The 19,572-nt window shown below is 68.2% G+C and carries 15 protein-coding genes; 4 read left to right on the top strand and 11 right to left on the bottom strand.

The genetic code is table 11. The features are described from left to right. Positions 1 to 35 precede the first annotated feature (35 nt). On the bottom strand, positions 36 to 1,589 hold the full coding sequence (locus tag DTS01S_RS10310; protein WP_013803260.1) for a fumarate hydratase: 1,554 nt from the start codon (positions 1,587 to 1,589) through the stop codon (positions 36 to 38). Positions 1,590 to 1,902: 313 nt separating this feature from the next. On the opposite strand from DTS01S_RS10310, the gene fumC reads away from it, so the two are divergent. Then, a complete protein-coding gene (gene fumC, locus DTS01S_RS10305; RefSeq protein ID WP_016445164.1) occupies positions 1,903 to 3,294 on the top strand; it encodes a class II fumarate hydratase in 1,392 nt (463 codons plus the stop codon). 64 nt (positions 3,295 to 3,358) lie between these two features. Here fumC and DTS01S_RS10300 read toward each other — a convergent pair whose 3' ends face one another. From DTS01S_RS10300 to DTS01S_RS10280, 5 genes are all read right to left on the bottom strand, one after another. Continuing rightward, positions 3,359 to 4,258 carry an alpha/beta hydrolase gene (locus tag DTS01S_RS10300; protein WP_016445165.1) on the bottom strand — a complete coding sequence of 300 codons (900 nt, stop codon included), beginning with the start codon at positions 4,256 to 4,258 and terminating at the stop codon, positions 3,359 to 3,361. Positions 4,259 to 4,372: 114 nt separating this feature from the next. Continuing rightward, positions 4,373 to 5,599 carry a multidrug effflux MFS transporter gene (locus tag DTS01S_RS10295; RefSeq protein WP_061287673.1) on the bottom strand — a complete coding sequence of 409 codons (1,227 nt, stop codon included), beginning with the start codon at positions 5,597 to 5,599 and terminating at the stop codon, positions 4,373 to 4,375. 1 nt (position 5,600) lies between these two features. Beyond that, complete coding sequence (locus DTS01S_RS10290) at positions 5,601 to 6,110, bottom strand: MarR family winged helix-turn-helix transcriptional regulator (protein WP_047217614.1); 510 nt, start codon at positions 6,108 to 6,110, stop codon at positions 5,601 to 5,603. Between the two features lie 116 nt (positions 6,111 to 6,226). Beyond that, the gene (locus tag DTS01S_RS10285) at positions 6,227 to 6,913 is read right to left on the bottom strand and encodes a DUF3334 family protein (protein ID WP_016445168.1); all 687 of its coding nucleotides are present in this window, start codon (positions 6,911 to 6,913) and stop codon (positions 6,227 to 6,229) included. Positions 6,914 to 7,040: 127 nt separating this feature from the next. Further along, positions 7,041 to 8,027: a LacI family DNA-binding transcriptional regulator gene (locus tag DTS01S_RS10280; protein WP_061287672.1), complete on the bottom strand. Its 987-nt coding sequence runs from the start codon at positions 8,025 to 8,027 to the stop codon at positions 7,041 to 7,043. 135 nt (positions 8,028 to 8,162) lie between these two features. Here DTS01S_RS10280 and ptsP point away from each other — a divergent pair, with 135 nt between their 5' ends. Genes ptsP through DTS01S_RS10265 form a run of 3 tightly spaced genes read left to right on the top strand, consistent with a single transcriptional unit; the run spans position 8,163 to position 13,431 of the window. After that, positions 8,163 to 10,706, top strand: coding sequence for a phosphoenolpyruvate--protein phosphotransferase (gene ptsP / locus DTS01S_RS10275; protein WP_061287671.1), 2,544 nt, complete (start codon positions 8,163 to 8,165; stop codon positions 10,704 to 10,706). Further along, complete coding sequence (locus DTS01S_RS10270) at positions 10,703 to 11,665, top strand: 1-phosphofructokinase family hexose kinase (protein ID WP_061287670.1); 963 nt, start codon at positions 10,703 to 10,705, stop codon at positions 11,663 to 11,665. Before ptsP ends, DTS01S_RS10270 begins: the two co-directional genes overlap by 4 nt. 23 nt (positions 11,666 to 11,688) lie before the next feature. Then, entirely contained in the window at positions 11,689 to 13,431 is a 1,743-nt protein-coding gene (locus tag DTS01S_RS10265) for a PTS fructose transporter subunit IIC (protein WP_061287669.1), read from the top strand. 44 nt (positions 13,432 to 13,475) lie between these two features. On the opposite strand, the gene proX is transcribed toward DTS01S_RS10265, so the two are convergent. From proX to DTS01S_RS10240, 5 genes are all read right to left on the bottom strand, one after another. Further along, entirely contained in the window at positions 13,476 to 14,522 is a 1,047-nt protein-coding gene (proX, locus tag DTS01S_RS10260) for a glycine betaine/L-proline ABC transporter substrate-binding protein ProX (protein WP_061287668.1), read from the bottom strand. A 110-nt stretch (positions 14,523 to 14,632) separates the two neighbouring features. Next, the gene (gene proW / locus DTS01S_RS10255) at positions 14,633 to 15,832 is read right to left on the bottom strand and encodes a glycine betaine/L-proline ABC transporter permease ProW (protein WP_061287667.1); all 1,200 of its coding nucleotides are present in this window, start codon (positions 15,830 to 15,832) and stop codon (positions 14,633 to 14,635) included. Further along, positions 15,829 to 17,151 (bottom strand): glycine betaine/L-proline ABC transporter ATP-binding protein ProV, encoded by a 1,323-nt coding sequence (proV, locus tag DTS01S_RS10250; protein ID WP_139223856.1) that lies wholly within the window; start codon positions 17,149 to 17,151, stop codon positions 15,829 to 15,831. Before proV ends, proW begins: the two co-directional genes overlap by 4 nt. Before the next feature lie 926 nt (positions 17,152 to 18,077). Next, a complete protein-coding gene (locus DTS01S_RS10245) occupies positions 18,078 to 18,311 on the bottom strand; it encodes a DUF2274 domain-containing protein (RefSeq protein ID WP_017407699.1) in 234 nt (77 codons plus the stop codon). After that, entirely contained in the window at positions 18,308 to 19,570 is a 1,263-nt protein-coding gene (locus tag DTS01S_RS10240) for a TrbI/VirB10 family protein (protein WP_017407700.1), read from the bottom strand. Before DTS01S_RS10240 ends, DTS01S_RS10245 begins: the two co-directional genes overlap by 4 nt. Positions 19,571 to 19,572: the final 2 nt, after the last annotated feature.

Here is a 19,572-nt window from a genome sequence, read left to right as displayed (position 1 = left end):
GCCCGAAGGCGGCCTCTTTGCGCTTGGCGCCGGCGTCAGGCCGAGGCAATCTCAATGGTCTTGAACTCGCCGGATGCGATGCGCTTTTGCCATTCGGCAGGGCCGGTGATGTGGGCGCTGGTGCCGCCGGCATCCACGGCCACGGTCACGGGCATGTCCACCACGTCGAATTCGTAGATGGCTTCCATGCCCAGGTCCTCGAAGCCCACGACCTTGGCGTTCTTGATGGCCTTGGACACCAGGTAGGCGGCGCCGCCCACGGCCATCAGGTAGGCCGACTTGTGGTTCTTGATGGACTCGATGGCCACCGGGCCGCGCTCGGCCTTGCCGATCATGGCGATCAGGCCGGTCTGCTCCAGCATCATGTCGGTGAACTTGTCCATGCGGGTGGCCGTCGTCGGGCCTGCGGGGCCCACGGCTTCGTCCTTGACCGGGTCCACCGGGCCGACGTAGTAGATCACGCGGTTGGTGAAGTCCACGGGCAGCTTCTCGCCCTTGGCCAGCATGTCCTGGATGCGCTTGTGGGCGGCATCGCGGCCCGTGAGCATCTTGCCGTTGAGCAGCAGTGTGTCGCCGGGCTTCCAGCTGGCCACTTCTTCCTTGGTCAGGGCGTTGAGGTCCACGCGGCGCGACTTGTTGTAGTCGGGCTCCCAGTCGATCTTGGGCCACAGGTCCAGCGAGGGGGCGTCCATGTAGACCGCGCCGGAGCCGTCCATCACGAAGTGCGCGTGGCGCGTGGCCGCGCAGTTGGGGATCATGGCCACGGGCTTGGAGGCCGCATGCGTGGGGTACATCTTGATCTTGATGTCCAGCACGGTTGCCAGGCCGCCCAGGCCTTGCGCGCCAATGCCCAGGGCGTTGACCTTCTCGTACAGCTCCAGGCGCAGTTCCTCGACCTGGTCGAGCTTTTCGCCGCGCGCGGCCTTGGCCTGCAGCTCGTACATGTCCAGGTCTTCCATCAGGCTTTCCTTGGCCAGCAGAACGGCCTTCTCGGCGGTGCCGCCGATGCCGATGCCCAGCATGCCCGGCGGGCACCAGCCCGCGCCCATGGTCGGAACGGTCTTGAGAACCCAGTCCACCAGGTTGTCGCTGGGGTTCATCATGATCATCTTGGACTTGTTCTCCGAGCCGCCGCCCTTGGCCGCCACGGTCACGTCCAGCTTGTCGCCGGGCACGATCTGCACGTTGATGACGGCAGGCGTGTTGTCCTTGGTGTTCTTGCGCGCGAACAGCGGATCGGCCACGACGGAGGCGCGCAGCGTGTTGTCGGGGTGGTTGTAGCCGCGGCGCACGCCTTCGTTGATGGCGTCTTCCAGGCCGCCCGTGAAGCCTTCCCAGCGCACGTCCATGCCCACCTTCAGGAACACGTTGACGATGCCGGTGTCCTGGCAGATCGGGCGGTGGCCGGTGGCCGACATCTTGGAGTTGGTCAGGATCTGGGCCATCGCGTCCTTGGCCGCCGGGCTCTGCTCGCGCTCGTAGGCGCGGGCCAGGTGGGCGATGTAGTCGGCGGGGTGGTAGTAGCTGATGTACTGCAGGGCGCCTGCGATCGAATCGATCAGGTCCTGCTGGCGGATCGTGGTGGTCATCGGTGGGGTGTCTTTTTGATCGGGGGAACAGGGGAGGGGAATCCCGGGGGCGATTATCGGCGCTGCGCGGCGGAAAGTGCACGCAAGGGGTGCAGTCTTGTACAAGAGTCGAGGGGTTTGCCTGGACAAGCCCGCCTCGGCGACACCTCAGTGGGGGATGGATGCGAGAGGTTCCCATTTGCGGAGTTACCATGGGCGGGTTTTTGCCATTGCGGCCCCGCCAGCCAGACATCCCCGAGCCACGCAGCGCGCGGCCCGCCGACCTGCCTCCAGCCAACTGCGCCGCGTTGTTTTCACCAAGGAGTCCACACCAATGACCGCGACCCGCCAGGAAAAAGACACTTTCGGACCCATAGCCGTCCCCGCAGACAAGCTTTGGGGTGCGCAGACGCAGCGTTCGCTGCAGAACTTCGACATCAGCGGCGAGCAGCAGCCGCGCGAGATCATCCACGCGCTGGCCCAGGTCAAGAAGGCCTCGGCCACCGTCAACCACAAGCTGGGCCTGCTCGACGAGAAGAAGACCCGGGCCATCCTGGCCGCCGCCGACGAGGTGATCGCCGGCAAGCACCCGGACGAGTTCCCGCTGGTAGTCTGGCAGACCGGCTCGGGCACGCAGACCAACATGAACGTCAACGAGGTGCTGGCCAACCGCGCCAGCGAAATCCTCGGTGGCGAGCGAGGCGAGTCGCGCCTGGTCCACCCCAATGACGACGTGAACAAGAGCCAGTCGAGCAACGACGTATTCCCGACCGCCATGCACGTGGCTGCCGTCACGGCCATCGAGCAAAAGCTGCTGCCCGCCATTGCCCTGCTGCGCAATACGCTGCAGGCCAAGAGCGAGGCCTATGCCGACATCGTCAAGATCGGCCGCACCCATCTGCAGGACGCCACGCCGCTGACGCTGGGCCAGGAAATCTCGGGCTGGGTGGCCCAGCTGGCCCATGGCGAAAAGCATGTGCGCGCCGCGCTGCCGCACCTGTACGAGCTGGCGCTGGGCGGCACGGCCGTGGGCACGGGCCTGAATGCGCCCAAGGGCTATGCCGAGGGCGTGGCGGCCGAGCTGTCCCAGCTCACCGGCTACCCGTTCGTGACGGCGCCCAGCAAGTTCGAGGCCCTGGCTTCGTGCGACGGCCTGGTCCACGCCCACGGCGCGCTCAAGACGCTGGCCGCCAGCATGATGAAGATCGCCAACGACGTGCGCTGGCTGGCCTCGGGCCCGCGCAGCGGCCTGGGCGAGATCTCCATCCCCGAGAACGAGCCCGGCTCGTCCATTATGCCCGGCAAGGTCAACCCCACGCAGAGCGAGGCGGTGACCATGCTGGCGGCCCAGGTCTTCGGCAACGACGTGGCCATCAACTTCGGCGGCGCCTCGGGCAACTTCGAGCTGAACGTGTTCCGCCCCATGGTTTCGCACAACTTCCTGCAGAGCGTGCGCCTGCTGGCCGATGGCATGAAGAGCTTCAACGACCACTGCGCCGTGGGCATCGAGCCCAACCGCGAGCGCATCACCGAGCTGGTGCAGCGCTCGCTGATGCTGGTGACGGCGCTGAACCCGCACATCGGCTACGACAAGGCGGCCTACATCGCCAAGAAGGCGCACAAGGAAGGCTCCAGCCTGCGCGAAGCGGCCGTGGCATCGGGCCACCTGACCGGTGAACAGTTCGACGCCTGGGTGATCCCTGCCAAGATGGTCGGCAATCTGTAAGACCTGCTGATGCAATCAAAAAGGGGAGCCGGCCGGCTCCCCTTTTTTTGCTTCATGGCCTGGCTCAGTTGTCCGCCTGCGGGCGGCGCACAGTGCGGAACACATACTTGAGCGCGTCGCCGATGGTGCTTTCCCAGACCGGCCATTCATGCTTGCCGTTGACGATGCGCAGCTCGGCAGGCTGCTTGTTCCTGCGCAGCTGGGCGTAGAGCTGGGCGGCGTCGGACTCGATCATGAATTCATCGTCGTCGCCCGAGTTGATGTACATGGGCACGCTGATCTTGCGGGCGAGAAAGCTGTCCCACAGCACGGGGTAGTTGTAGCTCTTCCAGACCGTGGTGCTGTACTGGCCGCCCGTGTGAGGTTCGGCAAAGACCTTGACCGAGCGTGCCGAGGAATCGGCGGGCGGCTCTGGGTTGTAGATGGCAGGGCTGAGCAGGGCGGCGGCCTGGAATTTCTCGGGGTACTTGAGCACGTAGCGCAGCGCGCCATAGCCGCCCATGGACAGGCCGCCGATCACGCGGCCATCGCGGCTGGTGAGGGTGCGGTACTTCTTCTCGACATGGGGGACGAGGTCCTGGAAGAAGGCCGTCTCCATGGGCTCCTTGAGGTCCACGTACCAGGTCGTTCCCGCGTCGGGCATGACGATGATGGCGGGCGGGATCTCCCCGTTCTGGATCAGCTGGTCCACCGTGCGCAGCAGGTTGCCCTTGACGGGCCAGTCGTTGCGCTGGCCGTCGTTGCCGTGCAGCAGGTACATGACGGGATAGCGCAGCCTGGACTGGGCGTCGTAGCCCGTGGGCAGGTAGACGTTGTAGGTCCAGCTGCGCTGCAGCGTGGCGCTCTTGAACTCGGCGGCCTCGATGGAGCCGGCCTGGGCGGCCGGGCCGGCCAGCAGCGCGGCGGCCGCCAGCGTGCCGGAGGCGGCCTGGCGCAGGACGATGGAAAAGGAAAGTTGGCGCATGTTTTTTGTCTCCTGTGGTCCGTGGCAAGGGCCCACGGCTGCGCCAATGTAATCGAGGCCCTGGCCCCGCCTGCGCTCCGCGCGGCCGGGCCGTCGCCTCGGGGACCATGGCCCTCAGCCGGGCGCACGCTGCGCGTGGCGCAGCGCGCTGCGAAAGCCCAACTGCCCCACCACGCACGCCACGACCAGGGCCAGCGCGGCCGACAGCGCCGGGTTGCTGCCCAGGCTGGCGCCCAAGGTGCACAGGCCGCCCACGGCCATTTGCGTGCTGCCGTAGACACCTGCGGCCGAGCCCGTGAGGCGCGGATGAACGCTCAGCGCGCTGGCCAGCGCCGCAGGGCTGGTCAGGCCCGAACCCAGCGCGAACAGCACCATCAGCCCCACCACGATGGCCGGCGTGAGCTGGTTGAACAGGGCCAGCAACAGCAGCATGGCCGCGCTGGCCAGGCTCAGCAGATTGCCGTTGAGCATCAGCCGCTCCAGGGGCCAGTGGCGTATCAGCTGGCGGGCCAGCGCATTGCCCACGGCCATGCCGCCCATGAGCAGGCCCAGGTAGATGGCCACCTCATGCTTGGTGGAATGCAGCTGCTCGATGAACACGAAGGGCGCCGCCGCCAGGAAGGCATAGATGGACGTGGTGGCGCAGCCGCCGCCCACGGCAAAGCCTACGAAGGCCGGCGAGCGCAGCAGGCTGCGGTAGTCGTCGCGGATGGTGCCCAGGTGCAGGCGGCCCGTGGGCTGGCCGGTTTCGGGCAGCAGCTTCCAGATGGCGAAGGCCGTCACGCCGCCGACCACGGCCAGCGTGCCGAAGATGGCGCGCCAGCCCAGGGCGTCGTCGATGGCCGAGCCGATGGCCGGCGCGATGCCGGGGCCGATCATCATCATCAGGTTGAGCAGCGCCAGGCTGCCCACGGCGTTCTCGGGCGTGCTCGAATCGCGCGCAATGGCGCGGCCCAGGGCCAGGCCCGCGCAGCCGCCCAGCGCCTGGAGCAGCCGCGCGCCGATCAGCCAGGGGGCGGACGGGGCGAGAAAGGCCGCCAGGCTGGCCAGCGCATAGAGGATGAGTCCGGCCAGCAGCATGGGCCGGCGCCCCAGGCTGTCCGACAGCGGGCCATAGATCAACTGGCCCACGCCCAGGCCCAGGATGTAGACCGTGATGGTCAGCTGCATCTGGCTGGCGCCGGCCTGGAGCTGGCGTGCCGCATCGGGCAGGGCGGGCAGGAACATGTGCATGGCCAGCGTGCCGACGATGGTCACGACCACCAGCAGCCATAGCGGCGCCTTGCGGCTGGCCGGTGCATGGTCCTGGGCGGGTGGCAGCGAAGAGTGCTCGGCAGCCATCTCAGGCAGCCTGCTCGTCGGGCAGGTCCGTGTCGCAGGCGGGCTCGGCGGCCATGGCCTCCAGCAGGCGCTGCAGCGTGGCGTAGGCCGCGTCCAGCTCCTCGGGCGGCACGGCGCCCAGCACCTGGGCGCGGGCCTGCTGCAGCAGGCCCTGCACGGCTTCGACCTGGGCATGGCCGGCTGGCGTGAGCTGGATTTTCCTGACGCGGCGGTCGCTGTCGTCCACGCGCTCTATCCAGCCCTGGGCGGCCAGGCCGTCCACCAGGCGCACGACCGAGGAGCTGTCCAGCGCCAGGGAATGGGCCAGATCCTTCTGGCGCATGGCTTCAGGCGAACGCGCCAGATGCATCAGCGGCATCCACAGCGCCTGGGTCAGGCCCATGGGCGCCAGCAGCCTGTCCAGCGTGCGGCGCCATTGCTTGTTGACTTGGCCCAGCGTGAACATGAAATGCCGCTGCACGCTGGCGGCATCGGCTTGCGCGGGCGGGGACTGGTCGGGAAGGGAAGACATCGTGGCATTCAAATAGTTGGCATTCCAATTATCTGCATGTCAACGATATCGTTTCCCGGAGCCGCCTGATACATCCGCAGGCGTCAGGGTTTTGGCCCCCGCAGGGGAGGCGGGGCCTACATGCCCAGGGACTTGAGCAGTTCGTCGGTGTCCGTGCTGCCGGCCGGTTCAGGCGCTGCGGCGGGGGCGCTGGCGTTGGCCTGCGCCATGAGGGCGTCCGGGTCGGGGCGCTCCTGCGGTTCGAAATCCACCACCTTGATGAACTCCGTGCGGTCCATGGCCAGCTCGAGATAGAAGATGTTGTTGTTGCCCGTGTAGAAGGTCACGCGGCGCGCCTCGGGAGAGTCGAGGTTGGCATCCACGCTGAGGTTGACCTGCTTGTTCAGGCGGATCATCTTTGGCTGGCTTTGCGTGATGTAGGTCTGAAGCTCGCGCTGGACCTTGCTGGTGAAGTCGCCCACCACCTGGTTCATCAGCTCGCCCATGACGTTGCTGACATCGTCGGAGGTGTAGGAGCTGGCAAGGTCCTCTTCACCCATGCCCATGCTCAGCATGTAGCTGCGGTACAGCTCCATGGCGGCGGCGGCCGAGAAGTTGATGATCACCAGGCCCGAAAAGCCGCCGTCCACCAGGACAAAGCAGCCGATGTCGGGCTTGAGGCTGGTCTTGGTGATGCGCTGCACCATGCCCGAATACTGGATCTGGCACTGCGTGGCCACCTGGAGCACGCGCGAGACGGAGTTGCAGAGGCTGATCAGCACGTCTTCCGTGCCATGGACGATGGGATGTTGGGGCTGGTTCATGAGGTCAACGGGACAAAATTGTGAGCGATTATGGGTGCAAGTCCGTTGTTTGCGACTGTTTGTAACATTGAAAGTCCATGTGCCCCCTCCTGAGGCGGGGCTTGGCAGGCGGCCCCGAAAGCCGCGCTCAGCGAATCGCCTGCGTGGACTCGCGCACTATGCAGCGCCCCTGCATGACCACCTTGCGCACGGGCAGCTCGGGCGCATGCAGCCGCTCCATCAGCAGGCTGAAGGCCGTTCGGCCCATGGCGTCGATCGGCTGCTCGATGACGGTGATGGCGGGGGCCACCAGTTTTGTCCAGCGCTCGTTGTCGAAGCCGGCGAGCGCCACATCGCCGGGGATGCGCAGGCCTGCGGCGCGTATCGCGCGCAGGCAGCCTTCCAGCAGCAGGCCGTTGCTGGCCACGAAGGCGTCGGGCCGCTGCGGCTGGCGCAGCCATTGCGTGACTTCGGCCTCGGCGGCATCGCTGGTCGGGGGCAATTGGCGCAAGTCGGGCTCCAGGCCTGCATCGCGCATGGCGGCCAGATAGCCGTCGCAGCGCTCGCGCGCCGTGCTGCTGGTGCTGCCGAAGACGCCTGCAATGCGGCGGCGGCCCTGTTCCACCAGATGCCTGACCAGGGTGGCGCAGGCCTGGGCGTTGTCCAGCACCACGCTGTCATGGAAGGCCGGGGCGCCCGCCCGGTCCACCAGGACAACGGGAAACTCCAGCTGCATGCGCTCGAGCTTGTGCAGGCTGGCCTGGGTGGGCGCAAAGATCAGCCCCGCGATGCGCTCTTCCTGCATGAGCTGCAGGTACATGGCTTCGCGCTGCGGGTCTTCGTCGGTATTGCACAACAGCACGCGCCGGCCCTGGCGATAGGCCTCGGCCTCGACCGCGCGGATCAGGGCCGTGAAAAACGGGTTGCGTATGTCGGCCACCAGCACGCCCATGGGCCCTGCGTCGCGCGCGCGCAGCCGGCGTGCCATCAGATTGGGCCGGTAGCCCGTGGCCTGCACGGCGGCCGCGACCCGCGCCCGGACCTCCTCGCTGACCGAGCCGCCCGCCAGCGCGCGCGATACCGTTGATTTGGAAACCCCGGCCGCACGGGCCACATCGTTGATGCTGATGCTCAATGCAATCGTTCCCGTTGGTTGTGGTGTGCCGCAGAGGATAACTCCAAAGAAATGCCGGGGTATGGCCGGATGGTGGCCAGGTTATGTTGCAGTGCAGATTGACTGATGGTTGGGAACGTTCCCACAATCCGCGCCATGAACAATGCCCATTCATCCCTCCCGGCGGTTGCACCCACCGCTCCTGCGGGCCTGCAGATCGCCGTGCGCCTGGGCGCCAGGGTGCGCGACAAGGCCGACGCCATTGACCAGGCCGCCCGGCTGCTCCAGGACAGCGGCTGCGTGGCCCCTGGCTATGCCGCCGGCATGCAGGCGCGCGAGGCCCAGGCCGAAACCTTTCTGGGCCACGGCGTGGCCATTCCCCACGGCCGCGCCGAAGACCGGGCCCTGGTGCTGCGCGACGCGGTGGCCGTGCTCCAGGTGCGCGAGGGCCTGGATTGGAATGCCGGCCAGAACGTGCATCTGGTCGTGGCGGTGGCGGCACGCTCCGATGCCCACATCACCTTGCTGCGCCGCCTGGCCGGCCTGCTGCAGACACCCCGGCTGCAGGCGCTGTTCACCACCGGCGATGCGCAGCAGGTCATCGATGCACTCCAGGGGCAGGCGGACCCGGCACCGCCTGCCGCCCGCCCGGCGGCAGTGGACCTGGCCGAGGCGTGCGAATGGACCATTGCCTATCCCAACGGCCTGCATGCGCGGCCTGCCACGCGCTGGGCGGAGGCGGCGCGCGGCTTTGCCTCGCGCATGCAGGTGCGCCATGGCGGCGAGGTGGCCGATGCGCGGCAGATGGCCAGCCTGCTGCAGCTGGGACTGCGCGAAGGCGACAAGGTCACCGTCTCGGCAGAGGGGCTCGACGCCAGGGCCGCGGTCCAGCGCCTGTGCGCCGTGGCCCAGGCCCTGGTGGCCCAGGAACGTGCCGATGCCGACGCCGCTGCGCGCAAGGCGGCCGAATCGCCCGCCACGGGCTGGCTGCCGCCGCTGGCGCGGCCTGCCTTTGTGGGCCTGGGCGCCAGCCCGGGGCTGGCCGTGGCCCGCATCCACCAGTGGCGTGTGGAGGCCGCCGAGATCCCCGACCTGCCCGAGCCGCTCAGCGTGGGCGGTGCGCGGCTGCATGCGGCGCTGGCCGAGACGCAGGGCCAGCTGCGCGCCCTGCATGACGACACCCGCCACCGCCTGGGCGAAGGCGATGCGGCCATCTTCAGCGCGCAGGCCGAGTGGCTGGGCGACACCGGACTTATCACGCGCGCCTGCCAGTTCATGGTCCAGGGCCACGGCGTGGCCTGGGCCTGGGACCAGGCCGTGGAGGAGGGCGCTGCCCGTCTCCAGGCGCTGGACAACCCTGCGCTGGCCGCGCGTGCCGCCGACCTGCGCGACGTGGGCCGGCGCGTGCTCGTGCAATTGCAGCCCTCGCTGGCAGCGGCGGGGCCGGATGGCCTGCCGGAAGGCGGCTGCATCCTGGTCGCGGCCGATCTTTCTCCCTCGGAAACCGCCCAGCTGGACACGGCGCGCGTGGCCGCGCTGGTCACGGCGCAGGGCAGTCCCACCTCGCACACGGCCATACTCGCGCGCACGCTGGGGCTGCCGGCCGCCGTGGCGGCAGGCGGCGGCGTGCTGGGCATGGCCGATGGGGCCCTGGCCATCGTCGATGGCGCCAATGGCCGCATCTACCTTGATCCCTCGGAGCAGGACCTGGCTTCGGCGCGTGCCCACATGGCCGAGCAGCGGGCGCTGCAGGAACGCGTGTCCGCGCAGCGCAGCCTGCCTGCCATCACCACCGATGGCGTGCGCATCGAAGTCTGCGCCAACGTCAACCTGCCCGGGCAGGTGCCGCTGGCCCTGTCCCAGGGCGCGGAGGGCGTGGGCCTGATGCGCACGGAATTCCTGTTCCTGGAGCGCGGCAGCACGCCCGGCGAGGACGAGCAGTACGAAACCTACCGCGCCATGGCGCAGGCGCTGGAGGGCCGGCCGCTGATCGTCCGCGCGCTGGACATCGGCGGCGACAAGCAGGTCGCCCACCTGGAGTTGCCGCGCGAGGACAACCCCTTCCTGGGCGTGCGCGGCGCGCGGCTGCTGCTGCGCCGCCCCGACCTGCTGGAGCCCCAGATGCGCGCCCTGTACCGGGCGGCCCGCGATGGCGCAAGGCTGTCCGTGATGTTTCCCATGGTCACCAGCGTGCAGGAGCTGCTGGCGCTGCGCGCGGCCTGCGAACGGCTGCGTGCCGAACTGGACGCCCCGGTCCTGCCGCTGGGCATCATGATCGAGGTGCCCGCCGCCGCCGTGCAGGCCGACGCACTGGCCCGCCACGCCGATTTCTTCTCCATAGGCACCAACGACCTGACCCAGTACGTGCTGGCCATGGACCGCCAGAACCCGCAGCTGGCGGCCGAGGCCGACAGCCTGCATCCGGCCGTGCTGCGGATGGTGCGCGCCACCGTGCAGGGCGCTGCCACCCGTGCGCGCCCCGTGGGCGTCTGCGGCGGACTGGCTGGCGACCCGTTCGGTGCGCTGCTGCTGGCCGGGCTGGGGGTGGGCGAGCTGTCCATGACCCCCAACGACATCGCCGGTGTCAAGGCCGGCCTGCGCGCGGCCAGCCTGCGGCAGCTGCAGGCGCTCGCAGACAGGGCGCTCGGCTGCGAGGATGCCGCGCAGGTGCGGGCACTGGCCAAGGAGGTGACGGCATGAACGCCCCGCAAGCCATCACCGTGACCCTGAACCCGGCCATAGACCAGCTTGTGACCCTGGATGCGCTGCTGCCCGGCCAGGTGCAGCGCGCGCTGGGCAGCGTGCAGGCGCCGGGCGGCAAGGGCATCAATGTTGCCGCCGCCTTGGCGGGCCTGGGCATTTCCACGGCCGCGCTGGGCGTGCTGGGCAGTGACAATGCCGGCATGTTCGAGGCCTTGTTCGCCCAGCGCGGCATTGCCGACGCCTGCCTGCGCGTGCCGGGCCAGACGCGCACCAACATCAAGCTGGTGGCCGACGGCGGACGCCAGACCACGGACATCAACCTGCCGGGCCTGGTGTTGGCCGAAGCGCATCTGGACGCCGTCATGTCCACGCTGGCCCGGTATCTGCGGCCCGGCCTGGCCGTGGTGCTGTCGGGCAGCCTGCCGGCCGGCCTGCCTGCGGACAGCTGGGCCCGGCTCCAGGCCCAGGCCGTGGCTGCCGGCGCCGACGTGCTGCTGGACACCAGCGAGGGCCCCCTGGCTGCTGCCCTGGCGGCACCCCATGCGGCCATGCCCTGGGCCATCAAGCCCAACCGGGAGGAGTTGCAGGCCGCCACCGGCCTGCGCCTGGACGGCCGCGACGCGCTGCTGGCCGCCGCGCGCCGCCTGCTGGACAGGGGGCTGGGACTGGCCGTGGTGTCCATGGGCGAGGAGGGCGCGCTGTTCGCCACCACGCAAGGCGCGGTGATCGCGCGGCCGCCGCAGCGGGCGCGCGGCAGCTCCGTGGGCGCGGGCGATGCCATGGTCGCGGGCATGGTGGCCGCGCGGCTGCGCGGACTGGATCTGGCGGACACCGCACGCCTGTCCACGGCCAGCGCGCTGGCCTGGCTGCAGGCAGTGCCCGCGCGCGAAGTCGATGCCAACCGCGTCCAGGCCCTGGCTGCCAGCGTGCTGCTGGAGCCATGCCAGTGGCCGTGATCCCCCATTCTTCAGGAGCTCTCATGAACCCTCTTTTTGTGGTGATCGCAGCCGCCGGGCACGACGCCGAAGCGCTGCTGGCCGCCGAAGCCCTGCGCCATGCGGCCGGACAGCGTCCCTTGGCCGTGGAAGTGCGCGCCAGCGGCGGTGTGATCGGGCTGCATGCGGCCGATGCCGCCGCGCAGGCCGGGCAATTGCTGATCGTGGGGGATGCCGGCACCCATGACGATGCAGATACCGCCGCCGATGCCTCCCGCTTCGTGCACGCCGCCGTCGAGCGCTGCAGCCTGCGCGAGGCGCTTGATGATCCGGCCGGCGTGCTTGCACGCTGCGCTGCCGCCAGTCCCGCAGCACAGCGCACGGGCGAGAGCCTGGGCAAGCGGATCGTGGCCGTCACCTCCTGCCCCACAGGCATCGCCCATACCTTCATGGCGGCCGAGGGCCTGCAGCGCGGCGCGGCGGCGCTGGGCCACGCCATGCGCGTGGAGACGCAAGGCTCGGTGGGCGCGCTCGATGCGCTGACGCCGCAGGAGATTGCCGAGGCCGACCTGGTCATCATCGCCGCCGACCGCGAGGTGGATCTCTCGCGCTTCGCGGGCAAGCCGCTGCTGCGCAGCGGCACCAAGCCGGCCATACGCGACGGCTCGGGGCTGATCGCCAAGGCGCTGGCCGAAGCCACCGTGCATGGTGCCGCCGTGGGCGCTGCTGCTGCAGGCAGCGCCGCGCCCACGCCGGCCCGGATCCAGGGCGGTGCCTATCGCCACCTGATGACCGGCGTGTCCTTCATGCTGCCCTTCGTCACGGCCGGCGGCATTCTGATCGCCATGGCCTTTGCGCTGGGCGGCATCTATGTCCATGACGATGCCCACCAGGGCACGCTGGGATGGACGCTGTTCCAGATCGGCGCCAAGGGCGGCTTTGCGCTGATGGTGCCGGCACTGGCCGGCTATATCGCCTATTCCATTGCCGACCGGCCCGGCATTGCGCCGGGCATGATCGGCGGGATGATCGCGTCCAGCATGGGGGCGGGATTCATCGGCGGCATTGCGGCCGGCTTCATTGCAGGCTACGGCGTGGCCTTCATGGCGGCGCACATCCGGCTGCCGCAGGCGCTCAAGGGCCTGCTGCCCATGCTCATCCTGCCCGTGCTGGGCAGCCTGTTCACGGGGCTGCTGATGTTCTATCTGGTCGGTGCGCCCGTGGCCGAGCTGCTGCAGTGGCTGAGCGCCTGGCTGCGCGGCATGCAGGGCGCCAGTGCCTTGCTGCTGGGCCTGTTGCTGGGCGCGATGATGGCCTTTGACATGGGCGGGCCGGTGAACAAGGCCGCCTATGCGTTTTCCACGGGAATGATCGCCAGCCAGGTCTACACGCCCATGGCTGCGGCCATGATTGCCGGCATGACGCCGCCGCTGGGGCTGGCCCTGGCCACGCGCCTGTTTGCCGACCGCTTCACGCGCGAGGAGCGCGGCAGCGCCGCCTCGGCCGGCGTGCTGGGCCTGGCCTTTGTCACCGAGGGGGCCATTCCCTATGCGGCGCGCGATCCGCTGCGTACGATTCCGGCCCTGGTACTGGGCTCGGCCGTGGCCGGTGCCGTGTCCATGCTGGCGGGGGTGGAGCTGAAGGTGCCGCATGGCGGCATCTTCGTCGCACCCATTCCCAATGCCGTGACCCATGTGGCCATGTATGCGGTGGCGCTGGTGGCGGGCGTGGTGGTCACGGCCATCGCCCTGCGCATGTTCAAAAGGCCCGCCGAATCGGGCCTTTGAAGCAGGAAGCCGGGGGAGCGCCTGGCGCGGCTCCCCCGCAGCGTTCAGCGGGCTGCGGCGCGGGCCTGTTCCAGCCAGCCGTCGAAGGTCTTCTGGTGGGCCTTGATCCAGCCGTCCACATGGCGGTTGATGTCCGAAGGCTTGCTCTGGCCCTGGCTCATCATGTGGTTCTGTGCGCTGATGTCACCCACGGGGACCTGCATCAGCTCGAACAACTTGGCGGCATCGGGATGCTTGTCGGTGAAGGCCTTGTTGGCGATGATCTGCTGCTTGTTCACCACGAAGCCGTAGTTCTTGCCGTTGGGCAGCTTGGTGTCCAGCTTGGCCTGCTCGCCGGGCAGCGAGGAGAACGGCACCTCCAGCCATACCACGTCCTTGCCGGGCTTGAGCACGTTGCTCACCCAGTAGGGCGTCCAGGTGTAGTAGAGGATGGGCTTGCCGGCCTTGTAGCGCGAGATGGTGTCGGCGATCAGCGCCGAGTAGGTGCCCTGCTTGTGGGTCACGGTGTCGCGCAGCTTGTAGGCCGTCAGGTGGTGCTCGATCACGGCCTCGCAGCCCCAGCCCGGCGTGCAGCCGGTGAGGTCGGCTTTGCCGTCGCCGTCCGAGTCGAACAGCTTGGCGATCTTGGGGTCCTTGAGCTGGCCGAGGTTGGTGATCTTGTATTGGTCGGCCGTCTTCTTGTCCATCAGGTAGCCCTGGGCGGCGTTGTCCGAGTACACGCCCTTGCGGAACAGCTTGGCGTCGCCGCCCGCGTTCTTGTAGTAGTCGGCGTGCAGCGGGTTCCAGTGCGTGGCCAGGAAAGTGGCATCGCCATTGGCAATCGCCACGTGGGCCGTGGGGTACTCGACCTCCTGGAAGGGCTGCACGTCGTAGCCCAGCTTCTCCAGGGCCTTCATGACGATGAGGGTCTGGAAGCTCTCTTCGGCGATGGAGCTCTTCAGTGGCAACACCTTCACGCCCTTTCCGGGCTGTTCGTCGGCCGACCATGCGCTGGCGCAGGCCAGCGCAATGCCTGTGGCGATGGCGCCGGCGCGCAGCCAGTGGCGCAGTGCGTTGGCCTGCAGTCGGTTGGGGTTCAGGGCTTGGATCATCCTCGGGTTCCTCCGTTGTGTGATGAAAGGGGAGCGGGCGGCCAGCGGGGCTGGCCGTTTTTCGGGAAGGCGGCGCGGCAGAAGGCCCGTCCGCGCCGCAGGCAAGGCGTTCAGCTGGTGCTGCCGCGATGAACCGGCTTGCTGCCGGCGCCCAGCAGGCGGGCAATGCAGCCGGCGGGGCCGCTGTGCCACCAGCGCGCGCCGCCGCGGGTGGTCTGTCCCATGGCCTGGGTGATGCGGTCCAGCACGATGGCCAGCAGCACGATGCCCAGGCCGCCCACGGTGGCCAGGCCCATGTCCAGGCGGCCGATGCCGCGCAGCACCATCTGGCCCAGGCCGCCCACGGCGATCATGGAGGCGATCACCACCATCGACAGCGACAGCATCAGCGCCTGGTTCACGCCGGCCATGATGGACGGCATGGCCAGCGGCAGCTGCACCTTCCACAGCAGCTGCCAGGGCGAGGCGCCGTACGCGCGGCTGGCCTCGATCAGGTCGGGGCGCACCTGGCGGATACCCAGGTTGGTCAGGCGGATCAGCGGCGGCAGCGCGAAGATGATGGTCACGATCACGCCGGGCACGTTGCCGATGCCGAACAGCATCACCACGGGCACCAGGTAGACGAAGGCCGGCGTGGTCTGCATGGCGTCGAGCAGCGGCCTCGTCCAGCGCTGGGCACGGTCGCTGGAGGCCAGCAGGATGCCCACGGGCAGCCCGATGACCATGCAGAACACCAGCGAGGTCAGCACCAGCGACAGCGTCACCATGGCCTCGGGCCAGATGCCCAGCATGGCGACGACCACCAGCGAAACGGCGGCGCCAATGGCCATGGCGCGGCCCGCGAACTGCCAGGCCACCAGGGTCAGGATCAGGATCAGCAGCGGCCAGGGCAGGGCCAGCATGGCATCGGTGATGCCCGACAGCGTGCCGTCGATGGGCGTGCGCACGGCCTGGAAGAAGGGGCGGAAATGGTGGACCACCCATTCCAGGCCGCTGTTGATCCAGCCCTGCACGGGCAGGCCGTCCGTGGTTAGTTGGTGCCAGAGGCTGGCCTGTGCGTCGTCGGGAACCCCGGCCGACGCGCCCAGCCAGTCGTCGCCCGGTGCATCGCCGCTGCTGGCAGCGCCCCAGGGATCGGGCGACGCATCGGCGGGCGCCTGCGTGGAGGCGGCTGCCCAGGGATCGGCGCTTGCGGGGGCCGCGGCATCGGCGGCAGCAGGGGCTGCGTTTGCATTGGCACCTGCTTCGGCCCAGGGATCGGTGGCGGCAGCGGCGGTGTTCGGGTTCAGGCTGTTGTTGGCGTCGCTCATGCGGCATCTCCTTGTCGTTGTTCGATCGGCTCCACGGTCGGCGCGACGGTGGGGGCGTTGGAGGCCGGGAAATGCGGGTTGAGCGTGACGGGCGGCACGATCTCCTGCGGCGGCGGCACGGGCGGCGTGTCGCGGTCCAGGAAGCGCAGCATGGTGGTGCGGCTGACCACGCCCATGAACTGGCCGTCGTCGCTGGTCACCGGCAGCGCGCAGGGCGCAGCGGCCACGGGGCCGAACAGCTCGGCCACGGGCGTGCCTGCGGACAGCGGCTCCACGTTGGGCAGGAAGGCGTGGCTCAGGCCCAGCATGCCCGGGCGGCCATGCAGTGCGTCGCGCAGCGATTGCGAGGACACCACGCCCAGGAAGCGGCGGCGCGCGTTGACCACATAGGCGTAGTCGCGGTCGGAGTCTTCCAGCAGGCGCTGGGCTGCGCGGCAGCCGCGGTCGCTGTGCTCCGACACCACGGTCAGGGCCTGGCGCGCAATGTCCCCGGCCTTGAAGACCGAGGCCGCGTCCACGCCGCGCACGAAGCTGCGCACATAGTCGTCGGCGGGGCTGCGCAGGATCTCGTCGGGCGTGCCGACCTGGATCACCTGGCCGTCCTTCATGATGGCGATGCGGTCGCCGATGCGCATGGCCTCGTCCAGGTCATGCGAGATGAAGACGATGGTGCGGCGCTGGATCTGCTGCAGGCGCAGCAGCTCGGACTGCATCTCGGTGCGGATGATGGGGTCCAGGGCCGAGAAGGCCTCGTCCATCAGCAGGATGGACGGATCGGACGCCAGCGCCCGGGCCAGGCCCACGCGCTGCTGCATGCCGCCCGACAGCTCGTCGGGATAGCTTGCGCCCCAGGCGCCCAGGCCCACCTGCTCCAGCGCGGCCTGGGCCTGCTTCTGGCGCTCGGCCTTGTCGGCGCCGGCCAGCTCCAGGCCGAAGGCCGTGTTGTCCAGCACCGTCATGTGCGGCATCAGCGCAAAGGACTGGAACACCATGGAGATGTCCTTGCGGCGCAGCGCGCGCAGATCGCGCTCGCTCAGGGCATTGATGTCCTGGCCATCGACCACGATGCGCCCGGCCGTGGGCTCGATCAGGCGGTTGAGCATGCGCACCAGGGTGGACTTGCCCGAGCCCGACAGGCCCATGACGACGAAGATCTCGCCGGCCTCGATGGTGAAGTCGGCGTCGAACACGCCGATGGACTGGCCCGTGCGCTCCAGGATCTCCTGTTTGCTCAGGCCTTGTTGGACGAGCTCGAGTGCGGTCCTGGGGTCGTCCCCGAAAACCTTGAACACATGATCGATGATGATCTGCTTGGCCACTGTGGCGTTCTCCTTTTGGGTGAGATGGAACACAGTCCAGCGTCCTCGACGGGCGAAGACGCTGGCGCGCAAGCCAAAAATGAAGCCCTGATGCCGTTCGCTGCAGGGGACGGCCGTCCCCCGTTGCTGGAATTCAAACAGGTGCGAAAGCACCCGAGACGGCTCGGATGGCACGCGAAGCGGTGCGCAAGAGCCAGAGGTCGAGAGCAGCCGGCGGCAAGCGCGCGCGGTGTCTCAGGCGGGCATCGTGGCTGAAGATCAGCCAGCGCGATGCCCCACAACATCAGGACCGAGTTTCGGCCCGGTTGACGGGGCTGTGCCGGGAGCACAACGATCCGCCGGAGGGATCGGCAGGCCGTGAAGACGGTGCCGATGACCTGCTTGGCAGGTTGTAAAGAAGCCGAAATTATATAAAACAGGTTTTACTGCGTCAAAACGCATGAGCCGAAGAAGGCCTGTTTTGGGCTGTTTCAAGCCCTTGGGGGTTGCAATCCGGCCATTATTTGCTCTATTAATGAGAGCATTGAGGCCATGATTCACAAGGCGTATGCTGTCATCGATGAATAAACTCGGTCAAGCGTCAGCTTGAGGAAAGCTTCAGGCCCGATCTGCGGCAAAAAGCGTGCCTGCGCCCGCCCATGAAAAATGTCCGCTGTCAAGTCCTTCATTCAGACATGCAGTGGGGAAAAAGCTCTTACAGGGCAATAGGTTAGGCTAGATTTCAGCCGCTGAGTGCTCTTGCTGCTTTTCGAGCTAGGTGCTGCATAGGCGCTTCGCGGCGGTAAGCGTGGGGGCGCCGCGGCGGGCAAGATCGCACCATCATAGTCTCGCCCTGCCGCAAGCCCCGTCAAAAGCGAAAGCGCAGTCAGTGGACTGCGCTTTCATCGTGAAGGGGTAGCGGATGCGTCCACATCGTCAACCCTACTTCAGGGTATGGCCTTGCTCCCGCCACCCTTCCTGAATCCCCGGTCGCCGGCCATGAACGCCTCCAGCATAAGAGGAATCAACGTAGTGGCATCGACTGCCTCGCCATACGCCTGCGAGTGCGCCACGGCATAGCGGTCGAGATCAGCTTTTAGGCTGACCGGGCACAAAAACGTGAGCTTCGTGCTCTCGGTCTTGGGTAGCGGCCCAAGCCGCAATTTCTTGGAGGTGTTCATTTCGCCGCTCCTCTCTGGACGAAAAGCGGCTGGTACGGTCGCAGCATCAGGTCACGGTTGACGATGATCCGCACCGGCAGGCCCGGCCGCCCCGTCAAGGTCGGCTGAATGTTCATGTTGCGCCGGGTCATCTCCTGGCCGACCTGATTGATGCTGTCCTGCGCGCTGTCGCGCCCGGCAATCACGATGCGGTTGCCGTTCTGCCGGTTCTCCGGCGCGGCCAGCTCCGCGCCCACGCCCAGCAGTGTCGTCAGCGCCGCACCGGCAAAGACGCGATCCCAGTGCCAATCGACGCCATCCTCCAGGCCGGAGTAGCCGGCCGGGTCGGTGCCCGCGAGGTTGTCGAGCTTCAGCGAAGACGTGTCCGGCAAGATGATGCGGTTCCACACCAACTGCACGCGGCTCTGCCCATAGCTCACCTGGCTGTTGTACTTGCCCATGAGGCGCGAGCCCTGAGGGATCAACAGAAACTTGCCGGTGGCCGAGTCGTAGACCGACTCCGTCACCGTGCCAATCACGTCGCCCGGCAGGTCAGACTTGATGCCTGTCACCAGCGCCCCGGCGATCACCGTCCCGGCCATCACCTGGTACGGCGAGGTCGGCATTTGCAGATTGCCGGAATTGCGGGTTTCCGTAGAACCGCCTTTCAGGAAAGCCTCTTTCTGGTCTTGCCGGTTCTGCACGGCGGTCGGGTCGGCAGGCAGGGCAGCCGTCGAGGCCGGCCCAGCGGCCAGCGGGTCGAAGCCCGCCAAGGTCGATGCCGGGCCAGCCGCTTGCGCATTCGCTGGCGCTGCGGTCTTGCCGGGCGTACCAGAACGGAAGAACACCGAGGAAGCCGCTGCCGCTTCGGCTTCCTTGCGCCGAGCGTCCTCCGGGTCGTGGCCCGGTGGCGCATACGTGGGTGTCACCGGCTGCTGCGCCTTCACGATGGCAGGGCCGAGATCGCCCGGCAGCGGCGGCCCCAGCTCCGGCACCTTCGGCAGCTTGGAGTAATCCGAAGGCAGGCCATCCAGCCCCTCGGACTTCGAGACTCGATCCACGTTGTAAAGCTCGGTCTGCTCGCCTGCGCCGCGCCGATGTGGCTGCAATGACCAGATCGTGGCCCCTAGCACGGCGACCGACAGGCCGCCCGTGAGCATGGCCAAGGTGCGCCGATTCAGACGTGTGACCGGGCGCGGCTGGGCGCGCAGCGCCACCGCCTCGGGCGCGACCTTGCCCGCCTGTGGCGTGCCAAGATCGCGAGTGTCGTCCTGGCTCATGG

Source organism: Delftia tsuruhatensis NBRC 16741 (genome assembly GCF_001571325.1).
Lineage (GTDB): Bacteria > Pseudomonadota > Gammaproteobacteria > Burkholderiales > Burkholderiaceae_C > Comamonas > Comamonas tsuruhatensis.
The sequence above is the reverse complement of the archived record's forward strand: the minus strand, read 5'-3'. Positions and strand labels throughout refer to the sequence as shown.